This window comes from Nonomuraea sp. MG754425 (assembly GCF_021699195.1).
In the GTDB taxonomy this organism is placed as follows: Bacteria; Actinomycetota; Actinomycetes; order Streptosporangiales; family Streptosporangiaceae; genus Nonomuraea.
In genome coordinates this window covers 1-17,441 of the sequence record NZ_SSXE01000198.1, presented here as the reverse complement: position 1 = coordinate 17,441, position 17,441 = coordinate 1, and the positions used below count along the sequence as shown (strand labels likewise).

16 protein-coding genes are annotated in these 17,441 nt (G+C 71.4%); 4 read left to right on the top strand and 12 right to left on the bottom strand.

The annotated features are described in order from the left end of the window. From murJ to FAF44_RS43580, 8 genes are all read right to left on the bottom strand, one after another. The coding region (gene murJ, locus FAF44_RS43615) for a murein biosynthesis integral membrane protein MurJ (protein ID WP_237109288.1) at positions 1-1,413 on the bottom strand (1,413 nt) is incomplete at its 3' end. A 98-nt stretch (positions 1,414-1,511) separates the two neighbouring features. Then, entirely contained in the window at positions 1,512-2,375 is an 864-nt protein-coding gene (locus FAF44_RS43610; protein WP_237109287.1) for a hypothetical protein, read from the bottom strand. 1 nt (position 2,376) lies between these two features. Next, complete coding sequence (locus FAF44_RS43605) at positions 2,377-3,348, bottom strand: copper transporter (protein WP_237109286.1); 972 nt, start codon at positions 3,346-3,348, stop codon at positions 2,377-2,379. Beyond that, the gene (gene steA / locus FAF44_RS43600) at positions 3,345-4,541 is read right to left on the bottom strand and encodes a putative cytokinetic ring protein SteA (RefSeq protein ID WP_237109285.1); all 1,197 of its coding nucleotides are present in this window, start codon (positions 4,539-4,541) and stop codon (positions 3,345-3,347) included. The genes FAF44_RS43605 and steA overlap by 4 nt, the downstream gene beginning before the upstream one ends. A 73-nt stretch (positions 4,542-4,614) precedes the next feature. After that, a complete protein-coding gene (gene recN / locus FAF44_RS43595; RefSeq protein WP_237109284.1) occupies positions 4,615-6,324 on the bottom strand; it encodes a DNA repair protein RecN in 1,710 nt (569 codons plus the stop codon). 136 nt (positions 6,325-6,460) lie between these two features. After that, entirely contained in the window at positions 6,461-7,360 is a 900-nt protein-coding gene (locus FAF44_RS43590; RefSeq protein ID WP_237109283.1) for an NAD kinase, read from the bottom strand. Further along, complete coding sequence (locus FAF44_RS43585) at positions 7,357-8,169, bottom strand: TlyA family RNA methyltransferase (protein ID WP_237109282.1); 813 nt, start codon at positions 8,167-8,169, stop codon at positions 7,357-7,359. The genes FAF44_RS43590 and FAF44_RS43585 overlap by 4 nt, the downstream gene beginning before the upstream one ends. Continuing rightward, the gene (locus FAF44_RS43580) at positions 8,166-8,363 is read right to left on the bottom strand and encodes a hypothetical protein (RefSeq protein WP_237109280.1); all 198 of its coding nucleotides are present in this window, start codon (positions 8,361-8,363) and stop codon (positions 8,166-8,168) included. The genes FAF44_RS43585 and FAF44_RS43580 overlap by 4 nt, the downstream gene beginning before the upstream one ends. A gap of 126 nt (positions 8,364-8,489) precedes the next feature. Here FAF44_RS43580 and FAF44_RS43575 point away from each other — a divergent pair, with 126 nt between their 5' ends. Next, positions 8,490-8,837, top strand: coding sequence for an SCP2 sterol-binding domain-containing protein (locus tag FAF44_RS43575; protein ID WP_237109279.1), 348 nt, complete (start codon positions 8,490-8,492; stop codon positions 8,835-8,837). A gap of 1,007 nt (positions 8,838-9,844) precedes the next feature. Here FAF44_RS43575 and FAF44_RS43570 read toward each other — a convergent pair. Continuing rightward, positions 9,845-10,816, bottom strand: coding sequence for an HAD-IIA family hydrolase (locus tag FAF44_RS43570; protein WP_237109278.1), 972 nt, complete (start codon positions 10,814-10,816; stop codon positions 9,845-9,847). A gap of 653 nt (positions 10,817-11,469) precedes the next feature. Then, positions 11,470-11,892: a tetratricopeptide repeat protein gene (locus FAF44_RS43565; protein WP_237109277.1), complete on the bottom strand. Its 423-nt coding sequence runs from the start codon at positions 11,890-11,892 to the stop codon at positions 11,470-11,472. A 110-nt stretch (positions 11,893-12,002) separates the two neighbouring features. Here FAF44_RS43565 and FAF44_RS43560 point away from each other — a divergent pair, with 110 nt between their 5' ends. Then, the gene (locus FAF44_RS43560; protein ID WP_308193487.1) at positions 12,003-13,670 is read left to right on the top strand and encodes a DUF1015 domain-containing protein; all 1,668 of its coding nucleotides are present in this window, start codon (positions 12,003-12,005) and stop codon (positions 13,668-13,670) included. 231 nt (positions 13,671-13,901) lie between these two features. Here FAF44_RS43560 and FAF44_RS43555 read toward each other — a convergent pair whose 3' ends face one another. Next, a complete protein-coding gene (locus FAF44_RS43555; RefSeq protein ID WP_237109275.1) occupies positions 13,902-14,312 on the bottom strand; it encodes a single-stranded DNA-binding protein in 411 nt (136 codons plus the stop codon). A gap of 110 nt (positions 14,313-14,422) precedes the next feature. On the opposite strand from FAF44_RS43555, the gene FAF44_RS43550 reads away from it, so the two are divergent. Then, positions 14,423-15,349 (top strand): MBL fold metallo-hydrolase, encoded by a 927-nt coding sequence (locus tag FAF44_RS43550; RefSeq protein ID WP_237109274.1) that lies wholly within the window; start codon positions 14,423-14,425, stop codon positions 15,347-15,349. A gap of 300 nt (positions 15,350-15,649) precedes the next feature. Here the strand turns inward: FAF44_RS43550 and FAF44_RS43545 are convergent, their stop codons facing one another. Continuing rightward, a complete protein-coding gene (locus FAF44_RS43545; protein WP_237109273.1) occupies positions 15,650-16,666 on the bottom strand; it encodes a hypothetical protein in 1,017 nt (338 codons plus the stop codon). Between FAF44_RS43545 and FAF44_RS56120 the strand changes: the two genes are divergently transcribed. Further along, a partial coding sequence (locus tag FAF44_RS56120) for a hypothetical protein (protein ID WP_237109271.1) occupies positions 16,619-17,441 on the top strand: 823 nt, incomplete at its 3' end. The two genes, FAF44_RS43545 and FAF44_RS56120, sit on opposite strands and share 48 nt — an antisense overlap.

Here is a 17,441-nt window from a genome sequence, read left to right as displayed (position 1 = left end):
GTGGCCCCCACGTTCGCCCAGACACCACCGGTCCCGAGCAGCGCCACCGCCCCGGCGCCCGCGCGCCCGCGTCACGGACCACAGCAGCAGCCCCCCGCCGACGCTCATGCCCACGCTCATCCCGAGCGCCATCCCGCCGATCTTCCACTCGCCGGGCAGCACGAACACGAAGACGATCTGGGCGACCATCACGACGCACCACCCCGCCACGGTCCCGACGGCGACCGCGCGCCCCCGGCCGGCGGCGTACAGGACCCGGGTCAGGTGCGCCATGAGGCCGTAGCCCACCAGGCCGGGCGAGAACAGCGCGATCGCCGCCGCGAGCTGCCCGGACGGCACCTCGCTCTTGATCGCGAGGAACACCGCCGCGCCCGGCCCCGACGCGGCGGCCAGCACCCCGGCGGCCAGCCCCGACACCAGCACCACGGCCCGGGTGGTGCGCGCCGCCAGCGCCGCGAACGCCTCCGGGTCGCCCGCCTGCGCCGCCAGCCGGGGGAAGGCGCTGGTGGCGATGGGCACGGCCAGCACCGCGTACGGCACCAGGTAGATCGCCCACGCGTAGTTGTAGATGACGATGGCCGCGTCGCCGATCGCCTTGTTCGACAACACCAGCACCACGATCATGGCCGCCTGCTGCGCGAGCAGCCCCGCGACGCCGGCCAGCGCGAGCCTGCCGACCTTCCCGGCCACCCCGTCGGGGAACCGTAAGGTCGGCCGCCACCGCAGCCCCAGCCGCGCCACGGGCCCGATCACGGTCAGCACCAGCGCCAGCACGCCCAGGCTGGTGCCCAGCGACAGCGCCAGTTCGGCGGGCCCCGGCAGTTCGGCCGGGTCGCTCTTGTCACCGCTCAGCGGCACGAACAGCAGGTACGCGACGATGACCACGATGCTGGACACCAGGGGCGCGAGCGCGGGCCCGGTGAACCGCTTGTGCGACTGCAGCACGCCGTAGAGCACCACGGCCACGCCGTACAGGGGAACCTGGGGGGCGAAGACGACGAGCATGCGGGCGGCGACGGCGCTCACGGCGCCGACGTCGCACCCTGACGCGGCGCCGCCGAAGAGCAGCCCGGTGATCGGCCCGGCGAACAACGCCAGCAGCGCGCCCACCGGGACGAGCACGATCAGCACCCAGGTGAGCAGCGCCGAGCCGATCCAGCCCGCCCGCTCACGCGCCCCCCGGTCGGCCGCGCCGGCCAGGACGGGGACGACCATGCCCGCCAGCGCTCCGCCGGCCACGACCTCGAAGATGATGTTGGGGATCTGGTTGGCCGTCATGTAGGCCGCGCCCAGGCAGTTGGTGCCGACGGTGCCGGCGAAGGCGTACTGCTTGGCGAAGCCGATGACGCGCGCCAGCACGGTGATCGCCCCGATGAGCATCGCGCCGCCCGCGACGCCCCGCGCCGTCACCACTCCCAACCCGGCCTCCCAGCCTCCAGCCGGTCCACCCGGCCGATCCCGCGCTTACGCAGACATCCTGGCAGGTCGGGCTGACAATCGCGGAACGCGGATCACACGGAGGCGACCGGGCGGCGGCCGAGCATGTCGATGCCGTTGAGCACCCGGTTGCCGGCGATGACCTTGGTGAAGCTGACCTTCTCCGCCGCCGCGGTCAGCGCCGCGACGGTGCCCAGGAGGGCGTACCGGCCGGGCCTGCCCAGTTCGGTGACGGCGGCCAGCCCGAGCAGGGCGCCCAGGGCGTTGGCGCCGGCGTCGCCGAGCATCGCGCGCTCGCCGAGGTCGTCCGGCAGCAGCGCGGCGGCGGCGCCCAGCGGAACGGCGGCCAGCGCGGCGCCGACGGGCGAGTCACGCAGCAGCGCGGCGGCCAGCAGCGGCCCGCCGGTCAGCAGGCCGACCTTGATGGCGCGGCCGGGACGCAGGTCGAAGAGGTTGGCGAGGTTGGCGGCGCCCGCGATGGTGGCACCGTTGACCAGGGTGTCGACGGGACCCTTGGAGACGAGCGCGGCTGCGCCCAGGCCGCCGGCGCCGATGCCGAGGATCTTGACGGCGCCGCTGGTGACCTCGCCCCTGGCCAGCGCGCTCAGGTGGCCCTTGAAGCCCTTGGAGGCGGAGGTGCCGTAGAGGTCGTCGTACGCGCCGACCGCCGCGCTGCCCGCGCCCGCGATCAGCGCCGCCGCGCGCACCCGGGCGGGCAGGCCGGGGGTGAGGGCGGCGGCAGCGCCCGCGCCGGCCGCGAACGCGGGGCCTTCGAGCAGGGTGATCGGCTCGCCACGGTGGTTCTTCCTGGTCCAGCGCCCGCTCAGGTCGGCGGGCCGGCCGCGGGTGAACGCGGCGTAGGCGGCACAGGCGGCCACCGCGCCGATCGCGGCGCCGGCGACGGCGAAGAGCAGGCCACGGGCCTGGCTGGCAGGCATGTCAGCTCCCTGACTCGGTGGTGGGGGACGGGGTCGCGGACGCCACCGGGGGAATGGGGGCCGAGGCTCCCTTGCCGACACCGTACTGGCCGGCGTGCCCGGACATCTGCTCCCGCAGAGAGTAGACGATCGCGACGCGGCCCACCGGCATGTCGGTGGTATCGACGGTGGACACGCGCTTGGCGATCTCGCTCTCGTCGCGCAGGGCGCGGATCGCGTCGGCCGTGGTGTCGGCGCTGACGCCGGCCAGCACCGTGCCCTTGCCGCCGGTGTCGAGACCGTCGGCGACGGAGACGACCGCGCCCGCCTGGACCTCGGCGTTCTCCCCCTCGTACGCCTTCTCCGGCGCGAACACCACCGCGAGCGTGGACCGCTTGAGCGGGTCGCCCTCGACGCTGAGCAGCCCGCCCGCCTCGAACGTGCTGACCACGTCGGCGGTGGCGGGGTTGGGGGTGCCGGCCTGGGTCTGGTCGGTGGAGACGAACGTGGCGGCGAGCAGCGCGGCGGCCCTGTCCCAGCTCGTGGCGGTGGTGGGGAAGACCATGTTGACCGGCTTGAGCTGGTCGACCAGGCCGTCGAGCACCCCCTTGTTCTTGGGGTCGAAGAACTTCTCGGCCAGGGTGACCCGCCCGGCGATCTCCGCGCCGGCCTGGTCGAGCACCTGCTCGGCGGCCTCGCGGGCGGTGTTGTTGGAGCCCGGCGCCTCGACCAGCAGCACCCGCTGGCCGGTCAGCTCCCCGGCCACCAAGTCAGGCGTGGCCGAGGCGATGAACTGGTCGTTGCCCGCCGCGCGCCCGCGCAGACCGTCGATCTGGGCGCGCAGTTCGTCGTTGGAGGCGGTGAGGCCCGCGGTCACCTCCTGGATGGACTTGACTGCCGGCTCCTGCAGCAGCGTGGTGCCCAGCACTATCCCGACCGCGAGGGCCAGGAAGATGGCGACGATGGAGACGACGTGGTAGCGAAAATCAATCACGAGAAAAGTCCGACCAGCCAGAAGATGAACGCGTTCCAGAGGTCCTGCAGCCCGTTCAGCCAGGTCTGGCCGAGCGGCGAGAGGAAGAGCGCGACCCCCATGGTGATCAGCGCTGTGATCACGAGCAGGAGCAGTTGAGAGGTGGTGATGCGGCTGCGGTAGAGCCTGCTGACCCCTTTGGCGTCGATGAGCTTGCTGCCGATGATCAGCCGGGTGAGGAAGGTGCTGGCCATGCCGGGGCGCCCCTTGTCGAGGAACTCCTCCAGCGTGCCGTGGGTGCCGACCGCGACGATCAGCTCGGCGCCCTTGTCGTCGGCCAGCAGCATCGCGATGTCCTCGCTGGTGCCGGTGGCGGGGAAGATCACCGCTTCGCGCCCGAGCTGGTGCACGCGCTCGAGGCCGGGCGCCCTGCCGTCGCGGTAGGCGTGCACGACCAGCTCGGCGCCGCAGGTCAGGGCCTTGGTGGAGACCGAGTCGAAGTCGCCGATGATGACGTCGGGCAGGTAGCCGGCGTCCATCAGCGCGTCGGCGCCGCCGTCGACGCCGACGAGGACCGGACGGTACTCGCGGATGTAGGGCCGCAGCGTGGCGATGTCTTCCTTGTAGTGATAGCCGCGCACCACCATGAGGACATGCCTGCCCTCCATCGGGGTGCGGATCTCGGGCACGCCGACTCCGTCGATGAGCAGCTTGCCCTCGCCGCGGACGTACTCCATCGTGTTGACGGCGAACGCCTCGATCTGCACGGCGAGACCGGCGCGGGCCTCGGCCATGGCCGACTCGACGGTCTCGGTGCTCTGCTGCTCGCCCTTGCCGATCGCGTCGTCGTCGAGGTAGACGACCCCGTCGCAGACGCGTACGACGTCGCCGTCCTTGACGCGCTCGAACAGCTCCTGGTTGGCGTTGTCGATGAACGGCACGCCGTTCTCCAGCAGGATCTGCGGCCCCAGATTGGGATAACGGCCGCTGATGCCGCTGGCGATGTTGACCACGGCCGCGACTCCGCATGCGACGAGCGCCTCCGCGCTCACCCGGTCAACGTCAACGTGGTCGATAATCGCTATTTCCCCGGACTGGAGGCGTTTGGTGAGCCTCTTCGTACGCCGGTCGATTCTCGCCACTGCCGTCACACCGGGAAGGTCACCGACCTTCCTACCGCGGAGGCCCGGCATTCTGCTTCCCGGAACCTTCATCAAGACCATCCTGCCAGAGCGAAACAGCACACAGGCCACGCATGACGCGGCGTGTCCACTATGTCACTCAGGATCACCTGTCTGCCGCTGCGAGCCCCAACAGCTCTTCGGCGTGTGCCCGGCCCAGTTCGGAGTCCTCCAGACCAGCGAGCATGCGGGAAAGCTCGCGTACCCGGCCCTCGTGGTCGAGCGCGGCCACGCCGCTGCGTACGACGCTGCCGTCGCTCGCCTTCTCGACCAGGAGATGCTGGTCGGCGAAGGCCGCGACCTGTGGCAGATGTGTGACGACAATCACCTGCGCGGTACGCGCCAGCCTGGCCAGCCGGCGCCCGATCTCGACCGCGGCCTTGCCGCCGACTCCCGCGTCGACCTCGTCGAACACGAACGTCGGCACGGGGTCCGCGCCGGCGAAGACGACCTCGATCGCGAGCATCACGCGGCTGAGCTCACCGCCGGAGGCGCCCTTGTTGAGCGGCAGGGGCGGCGCGGCGGGATGGGCCGCCATGCGCAGCTCCACCTCGTCGCGGCCCTCGGGGCCGAAATCGTCGGTCTGGGTGAGCTGGACCACGACCCGGGCGTGCGGCATCGCCAGCGCGGTCAGCTCCTCGGTCACGGCCTGGCCGAACCGCTCGGCGGCGGCCTCGCGCACGCCGGTGAGGTCGGCGGCCAGGCCGGTCAGCCGGGCGGTCAGCTCGTCGTACTCGCGGGTCAGCTCGTCGATGCGCTCGTCGTCGCCCTCCAGCTCGGACAGGCGGCCGGCGGCCTGTTGCGCCCAGGCCAGGACACCCGCGCTGTTCTCGGCGTACTTGCGGATGAGGCTGGACAGCACCGAGCGGCGTTCCTGCACGACGGCCAGCCGGGTGGGGTCGGCCTCGATCGACTCGGCGTACGCCGCCAGGTCGGTGGCCACGTCGGAGATCAGGTAGCCGGCCTCGGCCAGCCGGTCGGCCACCCCGGCGAGCTGGGCGTCGAAGTCGCACACCGCCTCCACGGCCGCGCGCGCCTCCCCCAGCAGCGAGATCACGTCGTGCGGACCGCCCGCGGCCTCCATCGGGTCGCCGAGCAGCGCGGTGTGCGCGCTCGTGGCGGCGCTGCGCAGGGCGTCGGCGTGCGAGAGCCGCTCCTCCTCGCCGCGCAGCTCGTCGTCCTCGCCCGGCTTGGGATCGACCTTCTCGACCTCTTCCAGCCCGAACCGCAGCAGGTCGGCCTCCTGGGCCCGTTCCCTGGCCCTGGTGGTCAGCTCGTCGAGCTGCGCGGCGACCTGCTTGTGCCGCTTGTACGCCTGGGAGTAGGCGCGCAACGGCTTGACCAGCTCGTTGCCCGCGTAGCGGTCGAGCGCCGCGCGCTGCCTGGCCGGCTGCAGCAGCCGCTGCTGGTCCATCTGCCCGTGGACGGCCACCAGGTCGTCGGCCAGGTACGTCAGGGTGCCGACGGGCACCGTGCGCCCGCCCAGCCAGGCCCTCGACCTGCCCTCGGCCGAGACGGTGCGGGAGATGATCAGCTCGCCGTCCTCGGCCTCGCCGCCGATGTCCTCGACCTGCTGGGCGACCCGCCCGCCCGGCTCGATGACCAGCGTGCCCTCGACATTCGCCCGGTCGGCCCCCGGCCGGACGCGCGACGGATCGGCCCGGCCGCCGAACAGCAGCCCGAGCCCGGTCACGACCATCGTCTTGCCCGCGCCCGTCTCGCCGGTGACCACGTTGAAGCCGGGCGAAAGCTCGAGCACGGCCTCGTCGATGACGCCGAGCCCCTGGATGCGGACCTCCTCGACCCTTGGTCGCACTGCCCACTCCCGTTCACTGCCGTGTCTGACGCCGCTGCCTGCCACGGGCCGCGCTCAGCCGGTCCACCAGCGGTGGCCCCGCCGGAGGCGGTCTGCCGTTGCCCACGTGATCCTACGCGCTCCGGCCTCCATTCACTCAGGGTCGCGCCCTTCCGCGCCACCCCTGAACCGGGAGTTCGAACTTGGCCACCAACCGGTCGGTGAAGGGCGCTCCCGTGCTCTCCACGCCGTGCAGCCGCGCCAGCCGCACGGGCTCGGCGCTCCTGCGGACCTCGACCCGGGTTCCGGACGGAAGTTCGAATCTCCGCCGTCCATCACACCACAGAACCCCGCCCGGCGTGTCCGGCAGGATCTCGACGGCCAGTGTGGAGCGCGGCGAGACCACCAGTGGCTTGGCGAACAGCGCGTGCGCGCTGATGGGCACCATGAGCAGCGCCTCGACCTCGGGCCAGACGACGGGGCCGCCGGCGGAGAACGCGTACGCGGTCGAACCGGTCGGGGTGGCGCAGATCACGCCGTCGCATCCCCACCTGGACAGCGGCCGGCCGTCGATCTCGGCGACCACCTCCAGCATGCGTTCCTGCTTCTCGACGGTGGCCTCGTTGAGCGCCCAGGTGTCGGCCAGGATCCGGCCGTTCTGCCGGGCGAGAACGTCGACCGTCATCCGCTCCTCGACGTCGTAACGGCCGGCCACCACGCTGTCGACCGCCGCCGCCAGGTCGGCGACCTCAGCCTCGGCCAGGAACCCGACGTGCCCCAGGTTGACGCCCAGCAGCGGCGTGCCCGCGGGCCTGGCCATCTCGGCGGCGCGCAGCAGCGACCCGTCGCCGCCGAGCACGATCATGACCTCGGCGCCCTTGGCCGCGCCGGAGTCGGCCGGCACCGCCTCGGCGTCGCCGCAGCCGATCTCCCCGCACTCGTTGTCCAGCACCCTGACGGTGATGCCGGCGTCCACCAGCCGGTTGATGACCAGCCGGGCGCTTTCGACGGCGGCGCCGCGCCCGGTGTGCACGGCGACCAGCACGGTCCGGTTCATTGCGGCCCTTCCGCGACGGCGCGCTGGATCTCGGAGTCGAGGTCGGCGACCTCGGGCGCGCCCTCCCCCTTGCCCAGCCACAGCAGATACTCCACATTTCCCGACGGACCCGGCAGCGGGCTGGCGGTCACGCCGCGCACGCTCAGCCCCAGCTCCCGCGCCCTGGCCGCCGCGTCGCGCACCGAACGCGCGCGCAACTCGGGATCGCGGACGACGCCGCCCGCCCCCACGAGGTCCTTGCCCACCTCGAACTGGGGCTTGACCAGCAGCACGAAGTCCGCCTCCGGCGCGGCGACCCCCGCCAGCGCGGGCAGCACGAGCCGCAGCGAGATGAACGACAGGTCGCCCACGATCAGCGTGGGCGGCTCGCCGACCATTTCGGGAGTGAGGTCGCGCACGTTGACCCGCTCCATGACGGTCACCCGCTCGTCGCTGCGCAGCGACCAGGCGAGCTGGCCGTAGCCGACGTCCACGGCCAGCACGCGGGCCGCTCCGCGGCGCAGCAGCACGTCGGTGAAGCCGCCCGTGGACGCGCCCGCGTCGAGGCAGCGGCGACCCTCCACCCGCAGGTTCTCGAACGTGTCGAGCGCGCCGAGCAGCTTGTGCGCGCCGCGCGAAACGTAGTCGGGGCCGTCGTCGGAGGCGGCCACCACGATGGCGGAGGCGGTGTCGACCTGGGTGGCGGGCTTGTGGGCCCGCTGGCCGCCGACGCTGACCCGGCCGGCCTCGATGAGGTGCGTGGCCTGCTCGCGCGATCTGGCCATGCCGCGGCGCACGAGTTCGCTGTCGAGGCGGATCCTGCGGCTCACCGGTGCCCCACGTCCGCGGGCCGCCCGTGCTCGGCGGTGGCCTCGTCAACGGCCGTCAGCGTGCTCTCCAACCCGGAGAACGCCTCGTCGAAGACCGCGACGTGCTCGCTCACGGGCAACTCGCCCAGCCGGCCGAGGCGGGCCACGATGGCGTCGACCCGCTCGTCGCCGGTCTCCTCCGGCACCACACTCATGACTCGACGGTAACGCCTCCCGGGAGCGGCCGGGACCTTGGCAGGCGTGTCACGCGTTGAAGCACATACGGGGGTGCTACTGATGTGGAACGCTACCGTCCGCAAAGGGAAGAAAGGATGCTCATCATGGCAAGCGTCGAGGAGTGCCGGGCGGCATTGGCCAAGCTCGTCGCGCAGTTCGACGAGATCGGCGCGGAGGACCGTGCGAAACACGTGGTCGAGCGCACGGTCAGCGCCCGGGTGTCCGACCTTGACGTGATCTTCTACGGCCGGTTGCATCATGGCGGGCTGGACCCGTTCACGCAGGAGCCGCCGCCGGGCGGCAAGCCCGCCGACGTCAAGCTCACGATCGTGAGCGATGACCTGGTCGCGCTGGTGGACGGGGAGCTGGATCTGGCGCGGGCGCTGCTCGGGGGGCGGGTGAAGATCGACGCCAGCTTCGGCGACCTGCTGCGTCTGCGCAGGCTCCTCTGAACCGGCCGGCTGTTGAGGCGCGAACATTCGACCGTTCGCGAGGGGCGCAACCGAGCGTCCGCCCTGTGCGGTCTGATGCCCGATCACCTCTGGACCGGCTTGGTGTTCACCCCTTCCCTCTCCGGGACGGCGAGTGACCTCCGGACCAGTCGCGCCTCTCGTCGTTCACCTCGGGGACCCGGCTGGACCCTCAACCGCCCAGCACACAACGGTTCGCTTCCTCGGTTCCCGATCTGCGCGGCGCTCGCCTCTTGGCCCCTGGAGGGGCCGTACGGCCCCTCCGCCGGTCCCGAGCACCGGTCGCAGCCGGTAGGACTGTCCGTCACTCGCCTCAGGGGGCTGGCTGGGCGCACGGCTGCTCACCCCGGGCCCAGGATTTACCCCCTCGCCCAAGAACTGGACGGGCAGCCGACCGCTCGCCCCAGGACCGGCTGAGCGGGCAGCCGGACACCCCGGAACCAGAGCGGCGGTTCGCCCCCCACCCTGGACAGACCGGGCGGTCAGCCGCTTGCCTCGGGGTGGCCCAACGGTCAGCCATGCACGCCGGAGGCAGCGCGAGCTTCACCCGGGCACCGGTCAGGCGATCGGCCGCTCGGCTTGGAAAGGAGTTCTGCACCTCGGGGTCCAGCCGGTCCGAGCGGTTCAGCCGCTTCCGGCGGGGTGGAGTCCGCAAGGGGACCGCACCCAACGTGGTCGCCCTCAGGGGACTCTCACGGTGGCGGGTTGGTTCCCGGCCCGCCTGCCCACACCGGGCAACGCCGCCTACCGGCACCTGACAAGCTCGACTATCGGCACCCGGTAGTCCGCCCACCGACCCGGCCGCTCCCACACCGGCCCGCGCCCCGCGCTGTCCCTACTTGGGAGCCGCCCCACGCAGCGTGAAGCGGGCCAGATGAGACGGCTCGGATGCGGTCGGCGAGGCGAGGCCGCCCGGGTGAATGGGGCAAGAGGATGGGCCGGGCGAAGGAAGGTGGTGGAGGGACGTTGGGCCGGAGCTGAGGGCTCGGTCATCCCAGCCGATCGACCACCGGCTTGACCGCGTCCTCCTCCACCCGTCTCTCGCCCGCCGCCGCCCAGGCGGCATCGCAGGCGGCCCTCAGGCCGTCGATCCGGCTGCCCTCACCCTCAAGATGCAACACCTCGTCCCGCCACCGTGCCCGCCATCCCCCGCAAGCGCCGTCGCGCACCTCGGGATAGGGCAGGAGCAACGCCCTCAGGTCCTCTCCGACGTAGGTCGGACGATGCCGGGGCTCCGCCGTCAGCGCATCGACCGCCGTGGCGACTCCGGTCAGCACGAGCAGGCTCTCGACCCCGGCGTTGGAGGCGCCCTCGATGTCGGTGTCGAGCCGATCCCCCACGACCAGCGGACGGCGCGCCCCCGTACGGATCATCGACTCCCGATGCAACGGCGGATCCGGCTTGCCCGCGTAAATGGGCTCTACTCCCGTGGCATGTGCGATCACCCGCACCATCGCCCCGTTTCCCGGCAGTTCGCCGCGCCCGGTCGGCATGGTGCTGTCGGAGTTGGAGGCCACGAACAACGCCCCCTGCCGCACCGCCAGCGCCCCTTCCGACAGCAGCCCGTACGACAGTCCGGGCGCGATCCCCTGCACCACGGCGACCGGCTCCTCAGCAGCGGTCGAGACGGGACGCAGCCCGCGGTCGCGTACCGCCAGCCGCAGCCCGGACCCGCCCACCACCAGCACCTTCGCACCGGACGGCACCCGCTCGGAGATCAGCCGGGCGGCGGCCTGGGCCGAGGTCACCACGTCCTCGGCCGTGGCCGGCGCGCCGAGTTCGCGCAGATGGGCGGAGATGGCCGCCGGTGTGCGGGAGGCGTTGTTCGTCACGTACGCCAGCCGTACACCGCGCCGCCGCGCCTCCTCCAACGCCGCCGGAGCCCCCGGCACCGCCTGGCTGCCCAGATAGACCACGCCGTCGAGGTCGAGCAGCAGGGTGTCATAGCCGTCGATCAGCACAACGCCTCTTCCCGGTTGACTCTCACGTTGCGTGAGACTTTAGCGCCGCCCTCGTACCCGCCCGCAGGAAGGACGACCGTCTCCGCAAACCTCAGCCTCACGTCCGGAGACCGCCCGCGCCGTCCGGCGATCCCGACCCCGGCGAGCGGACGACACACAGGCATGTCCGGACCGGGCCGCCTGATGGCTGCCCGCGTCCCCGGGCCGTATAGCAAGCACCGCAATCGCCGGAATCCCGCATCGGTAGAAGCGCCGATCCGTTCCGCAAGCGGAGCGGTAAAGCGCACGCGGAGCTGCCCGCAAACAATCCGCGAAGGACCGGATTCGCCTGCAGCCTTCTGCGGTCTCAGCAAGATGAAATCAGCGCGAGCAACGCCCGCCCGAACAAATCGTCGGCGCCTTCGCACTCTCCGTCCTCGTGCGAACGAGTCGAAACCCGGTGTTTCCTTGGACTTCCACAAGCTCGTGCAACGGCGGCGGAGTCCTGCCCTTGCGCTGATACGGCTCTTGGTCAGGTGATTTCGCGCCGGCGATGGGCAGCAGCAGACCGGTCGGGGCCGCCGGCGCTCACGATGGTTCGAGGGTGGAGGCAGTCGCGGGTTCGTGAGGGGTAGGAGCGTTGGAACTCGTCAACCCCGCCGAAAACCACTCACTTACATTTCTCGTCGAGCCCGCAAAGTAGCCCGCACACTTTTCAAAGCCCGCACATAATGCCCTTCATCCGGCCGCATGGCGACGGCGATGGCCAACGGCTCCTGGGCTCCTTCTATGTCCCCGGTCCGCCACAACGCGAGTCCCAGCCCGAAATAGGCGTAGTCCTCGGCCGGGTTGGCGTTCACGATCTGCCGGAAACTCGCCGCCGCCTCCGCATACTGCCGCGAGTTAAACTGCGCCCTGGCCAACGCCTCCAAAATACTGCGCGACTCAGGTTCGGCGGCGGCCGCCCGTTCGAGCAGCGCCGCCGCCGCGGCGGGACTGCCCTCCTTCAGGAGCTTCACCCCACGCTGGTACCAGTCGTAAACACCGCCCCCTGGAGCACCCGCGCTCTCATCATGGACGTTTCCATCGTGCGCCATGCGTGACTACTCCTTCATCGCGGTACGGTGACCCCGCTCCGCCCTGCCTCGGAACGAGCCTGACTGCAACCATGGGGCGACTTCTAGAAGGCGTAAGCATTTATGGGAGCATGCCCGGTATGGGGACTCCTGAACTGCCAGCACCTGAGGGACTGGTGCTACGGCCTTTCCGAGGTGTGCGTTTCGCTGTCGAAGATCCCGCCAAGGTGACCTCCCCACCGTACGACCTGATCTCCGACGCCGACGTAGAGGTCCTCCTGGACTCTCATCCGAACAACGTCGTCCGGCTCATCCTTCCCTGCTCCTCCCGGGGCGACTCCTCCCCCCGGACACTCGGCGACGACGGTCATCCCCCTTTCCCCGCCGCCCCGCAGGATCATCCCGGGTCGACGTCCGCTCCTCCTTCTCGCGAGCCGGCCGAGCCGCCGTCCGGCGTCTCCCTTACCTGGGCGGGCCCGACCGGCTCGCCCGGCTCGTCCCCAGGCGGACCGGTCACCGCGGACGTCCGGTCGTCGCCGCACTTCCGCCCTGACCGGACCTCACCGACCGGAGAAGTCCCGGTCGAGCCGCGCTACGCCGACGCCAGGGACACACTCAAGACCTGGCTGGACTCCGGCATCCTGGTGCCGGACGACGTACCGGCGCTGTACGTCTACGAGCAGAGCGGTCCGGGTGTGCTCCAGCGCGGGCTGATCGGCGATGTCGGCCTGGTCGACCCCGGAGAGCACATCATCCTGCCCCACGAGGACGTCTTCCCCGGCCCCATCGCCGACCGCCTCGCCCTCATGAGCACCACCCAGGCCAACCTCGAACCGATCTTCCTCCTGTACGACGGCGACGAAGGCCCCGCCACCCGCCTGGTGGACGAGGTCGCCACCAGCCGGGACCCGCTCATCTCAGCCCACACCGAGGACGGCCTGACACACCGCCTGTGGTCGATCACCTCCCCGGTGGAGATCGCCGCGATCAACGCCGACCTCCACCACCGCCAAGCCCTGATCGCGGACGGCCACCATCGGTATGCGACCTACCGTGTCCTCCAGCGCCAGGAACGCGCCGCACAACGCTCCTTCACTCCCCTGGCCGCCCCGGCATCTGACACCGCCACGTCCTCGCACGAGGAGAGCGCCGATGGAAGCGCCGCCGAGACCGCAGCGAGCGGGCTCACCGGTGCGCGCAGCCCGGAGTCCGAGCATGGCGAACCCACCTTGGGGCCGTGGGACTTCGGCCTCGCCCTGCTCGTCGACTCGCGCGCGTACCCACCCGATCTCAAAGCCATCCACCGCGTGATCCAGGGCCTCCCGCTGACCGAGGCCGTCGCCAGGGCCAAGAGAGCGTGGCAGGTGCACGACTACAAAGATCTGGCAGCCGGCTTGGCCGCGCTTGAGAGGGCACCGGAGCCCGCTTTCCTCCTCGCCGGCGAGGAGGGCTCGCATCTGCTCACCGATCCGGACCCGGTCCAGCTCGCCCGTGCGATGCCGCCCGATCATTCCGACCGCTGGAACGCTCTCAACACCTCCGTGCTCGCCGAGTTCGTCCTTCCTGTCGTGTGGGGGATGCGGGACAACGAGCAAACCGTACGCATCGTGCACCACGACACGGACGCCGCCGTCCGCCTGGCCGTCCGTACGGGTGGCACGGCGGTCATACTCAAGCCGCTCCTGGTGGAGGATGTGCTGGAGGTCGCCGCCGGCGGCGAACGAGTGCCCCGCAAATCCACCTCCTTCGGCCCGAAGCCGAGAACCGGCCTGGTGCTACGCACATTCGCGACCGGCTGAGGCACCCGCCCGGAATGTGCCACCACGAAATCCGCAGGCACACTCCATGCCCTCGTTCTGTCCCACAACCTTCCGCAGCCCTCCACCTCACTCCGCGAACCAGGCGGCGGCGCGCCTCCCGCTTCACACCGCCGCCGGTCCCACTCCAATCACCTGAGCCATGCCGTCCCAGGCGACGCCCCGGCCGTCGGTCCGCCTCGCTTCGCCGCCGAGCCTGGAGCGGGGGTTCGATCAGCCTGCCGGTGACAGGTAGGGGACTTGTCGTGGGACCAGGGCAGCGAGCTTCGCGGTGTCGAGGTCATCCGCCGGGTCGCCGGGCTCGGGCAGGTCGGCCTCGTACGGCTTGGCGGTGTTCACCTCCACCTCGTATCGCCAGGTCTTGGCGTTCGAAGGGCCGAAGATGCGGCAGCGGAACGCCCCGGTCACCTCGATCTGGTCGCGCGGCTTGAGTGCGCGCACCACGGCGGCCGTCTCCGGATTGAACGTCACGCACGGAATGCTGTCGCTCAGCGCCGCGCCACGCCTGTGACGGCGCCGGCGGACGATGATGCGCCACTTGGTCACGGTGTCGCCGCTCGGCAACGGGCGCTCCTCCGCCGGTGCTGAGAGCCTGCCCACCAGCGAGACTTCGTTTCGATCCATGGTCGTCCTCCGATCGGTGCTCTGATGGGGATCACTCTCTACGATGAGGGGGAGGCCGGATCGGCTAGAACGCCGTTCTGGGGATAACGGCTGGAGGCTTGGGAGCGCCTGTGGACAACATCACCGCGCTGGGCGGCGACGTCTATGAGATCGACACCAAGATGGCCGGGTACTCGGGTATCACGGCCGGCTATCTGATCCTGGGCGATCGGCCCTGCCTGGTCGAGACAGGCACCTCGACCTCGGCCCCCGTGGTACGGGACGCGATCGCCTCCCTCGGCGTCGGCCCCGAGGACCTGGCCACGGTCGTCGTGACCCACATCCATCTCGATCATGCCGGGGGCGTCGGCGACATCGCCAGGTTCTTCCCGTCCGCGCAGGTCGTCGTGCACGAGAAGGGCGCCCGCCACCTCGCCGAGCCGGGGCGGCTCATGGCGAGCGCGCGGATGGTGTGGGGCGACCGTCTCGACACGCTCTTCGGTGAGATGTCCCCCACCGAGGCCGAACGCATCGTCGCCCTCGGCGACACCGGCGCCATCGACCTGGGCAACGGGCGCACGCTGAGCAGTCACTACTCCCCCGGGCACGCGAAACACCACGTCGGGCTGGTCGACTCCGCCACCGGTGACCTGTACGTCGGCGACGCGGCCGGCGTCTACCTGCCCGAAACCGGCGATCTGCGCCCCGCGACCCCTCCGCCGGACTTCGACCTGAAGACCGCACTGGAGTCGATCGCGTTGTTCGAGGCGCTTGGGCCGCAGCGGCTGCTGTTCAGCCACTATGGGCCGGTTGATGCCGTTCGCGAGACGCTTGCGCGGTCGGCGGAAGAGCTCCAGGTCTGGGTTGATCTCACGAAGCAGGCTCGGTCCGAGGGCATGGACCTGGATCACGCCGTCGCCATGGTCAGGGACCGCACCAAGGAGCGTTACAGCGCGATGACGTCCGACGAGGGCACGGCTGAGCAGTTCGAGCTGTTGAGCGGTGCGCCGTCGAACGTCGCGGGGATCATTCACTGGCTCGACCGCGTCTCGCCGTAACGCGGGGACGAGGGGCTGACCTGCACCGGCGCGATGGCCGGAGCCATCAGCAGACCTACCAACCGTCGCGTGGCCTCGCCGGTGACTCTCCACCGGGTTCCACGTGTGGATCACTTTGCCGCGATCACCCGCCAGGATCCGACCGGCCGGTCCCGACCCCGCCGACGACGGCTCTGACACCGCACGCGAGCAGAGCCGACCGCGAAGAGCCAAGGCCCGAAGACACCGCGCCCGCCGCGCAACCGTCCCTTCAACGACATCCGGAGAAGGGAAAGGTTGTGCGGCGGGCGCGGTGGGGTGTCAGTCCTCGGTCTTGGGCTTGGGCTTGTCCGCAGGCGATTCGGCGCCTTCGTCCAGGACGTCACCGAAGTTCGGCTCGATGAACGCCGGCGTGATGCCGGGAACCCCGGCCGCCTGCTCGCCCGTCTCCGGCTCCTTGTCCTCGGCCCCGGCAGCGTCCGCGCCGCCTTCGTCACCCTGCGCTGAGTCGGCGCGGGGTGCGGCGTCCGCCTCGTCCGCCGGCTTCCCGGGCTCGGAGACACGCTCCTCTTCGTCCGGTACGTCCTCAGCACCGGCCTCTTCCGACGCCTCGTTCACCTCGGCAGACTCGACCTCATCTTCCAGGAGGTCGTCAGCCTCGGCGAGAGCGGCGTCGTCATCCGGCTCCTCGTCCGGCTCCTCGGCGTTCCCGGTCTCGGACACAGCGGCGTCGTCGACGGCGTCCTCGTCGTCGAACTCCTCCTCGATGTCCTCGATGACGGCACCGGTGAGCTCCGCGTACCGTTCGGCCGCTTCGGTCTCCCCGTCCTCGTCGAACGCCATCGCCCTGCCGAACCAGTCGGTGGCCGCGTCCTGGTGCCCGGCCTCGGCCAGCGCGTCGGCGTACGCGAACGCCAGGCGCGCCGACCACGGGTGGGGCTGCGGGTCACGCAGCTCCGGCAGCCGCTGCAAGGTGATCACGGCGGCGTCGTGCTGGCCCAGGTCGCGGCGGGCGCCGGACTCGACGATGGTCAGCTCGATGCGTCCGGCGCGGTCGAGTCGCTCGGCTTCGGGCGAACGTACGAGGTCGATGGCCCGCTCCGGACGGCCCAGACCGCGCTCGCAGTCGGCCATGACCGGCAGGTACGCCTCCGAGCCCGTCATCCGCCTGGCCGCCCGCAGGTCGCTCAGCGCCTCCGAGAAGTGACCGGCGCGGTAGGCGACGATGCCCGCGGCCTCGCGTACGACACCGATGCGGGCCGCGAACCTGCGCGCCACCTTCGTGTGCTCGTGCGCCCGGTCGGCGTCGTCCTCCTCCAGAGCGCGCTCGGCCGCCACCAGGTGCCGTCCGACCAGGTCGGCGAGGTCACCCGGAAGCGAACGCAGCTCCTCGAGAACTTCCTTCTCGAGTTCGTCAACCGTGATGTCGGGCGCCATCTCGGGCAGCCTCTCCCGCTCGCGCTGCGGCGCCTCGTCCGTGCCGTCGCGGTCGGTCCTGCCGTAGCGGGCACGCGTCCCAGGGCCGGAGCGCTCCTCACGGTCGTCACGCGAGAACGGACGGGCCTCACGATCGCCCCTCTCGCCGCGGAACCCGCCTTCACGCCGGTCGCCGTAACCGCCCTCACGGCGCGGCCCACGGTCATCCCGGAACCCGCCTTCACGACGGGGGCCGCGGTCGTCACGGAAACCGCCTTCACGGCGGCCACCGTAACCACCCTCGCGCCGGTCGCCGGAGCCACCGCCGGTGCGAGGGCCTCGGTCGCCGTACCCGCCGCCACTGCGGCGCTCGCCGTAGCCGCCCTCGCGCCTGGGACCGCGATCGTCACGGAACCCGCCCTCACGGCGCGGCCCACGGTCATCGCGGAAACCGCCCTCGCGACGCGGACCCCGATCGTCCCTGTCCCGGAAGGGACGACGGTCGCCGCCCTGGGACCCGCGGTCGTCGCCTTCGCGACGCGGACCACGGCTCTCGTAACCACCCTCACGGCGGGGCCCACGGTCATCGCGGAACCCGCCCTCGCGACGGGGGCCGCGGTCGTCACGGAAACCGCCTTCACGGCGGCCACCGTAACCACCCTCGCGCCGGTCGCCGGAGCCACCGCCGGTACGGGGA

Bases quoted from the DNA above. Each gene is read 5' to 3' on its own strand.
- FAF44_RS43610 (WP_237109287.1), bottom strand. From the start codon at position 2,375: ATGCCTGCCAGCCAGGCCCGTGGCCTGCTCTTCGCCGTCGCCGGCGCC.
- FAF44_RS43565 (WP_237109277.1), bottom strand. From the start codon at position 11,892: ATGGCGCACGATGGAAACGTCCATGATGAGAGCGCGGGTGCTCCAGGG.
- FAF44_RS43590 (WP_237109283.1), bottom strand. From the start codon at position 7,360: ATGAACCGGACCGTGCTGGTCGCCGTGCACACCGGGCGCGGCGCCGCC.
- FAF44_RS43555 (WP_237109275.1), bottom strand. From the start codon at position 14,312: ATGGATCGAAACGAAGTCTCGCTGGTGGGCAGGCTCTCAGCACCGGCG.
- FAF44_RS43580 (WP_237109280.1), bottom strand. From the start codon at position 8,363: ATGAGTGTGGTGCCGGAGGAGACCGGCGACGAGCGGGTCGACGCCATC.
- steA (WP_237109285.1), bottom strand. From the start codon at position 4,541: ATGAAGGTTCCGGGAAGCAGAATGCCGGGCCTCCGCGGTAGGAAGGTC.
- FAF44_RS43560 (WP_308193487.1), top strand. From the start codon at position 12,003: ATGCCCGGTATGGGGACTCCTGAACTGCCAGCACCTGAGGGACTGGTG.
- FAF44_RS43575 (WP_237109279.1), top strand. From the start codon at position 8,490: ATGGCAAGCGTCGAGGAGTGCCGGGCGGCATTGGCCAAGCTCGTCGCG.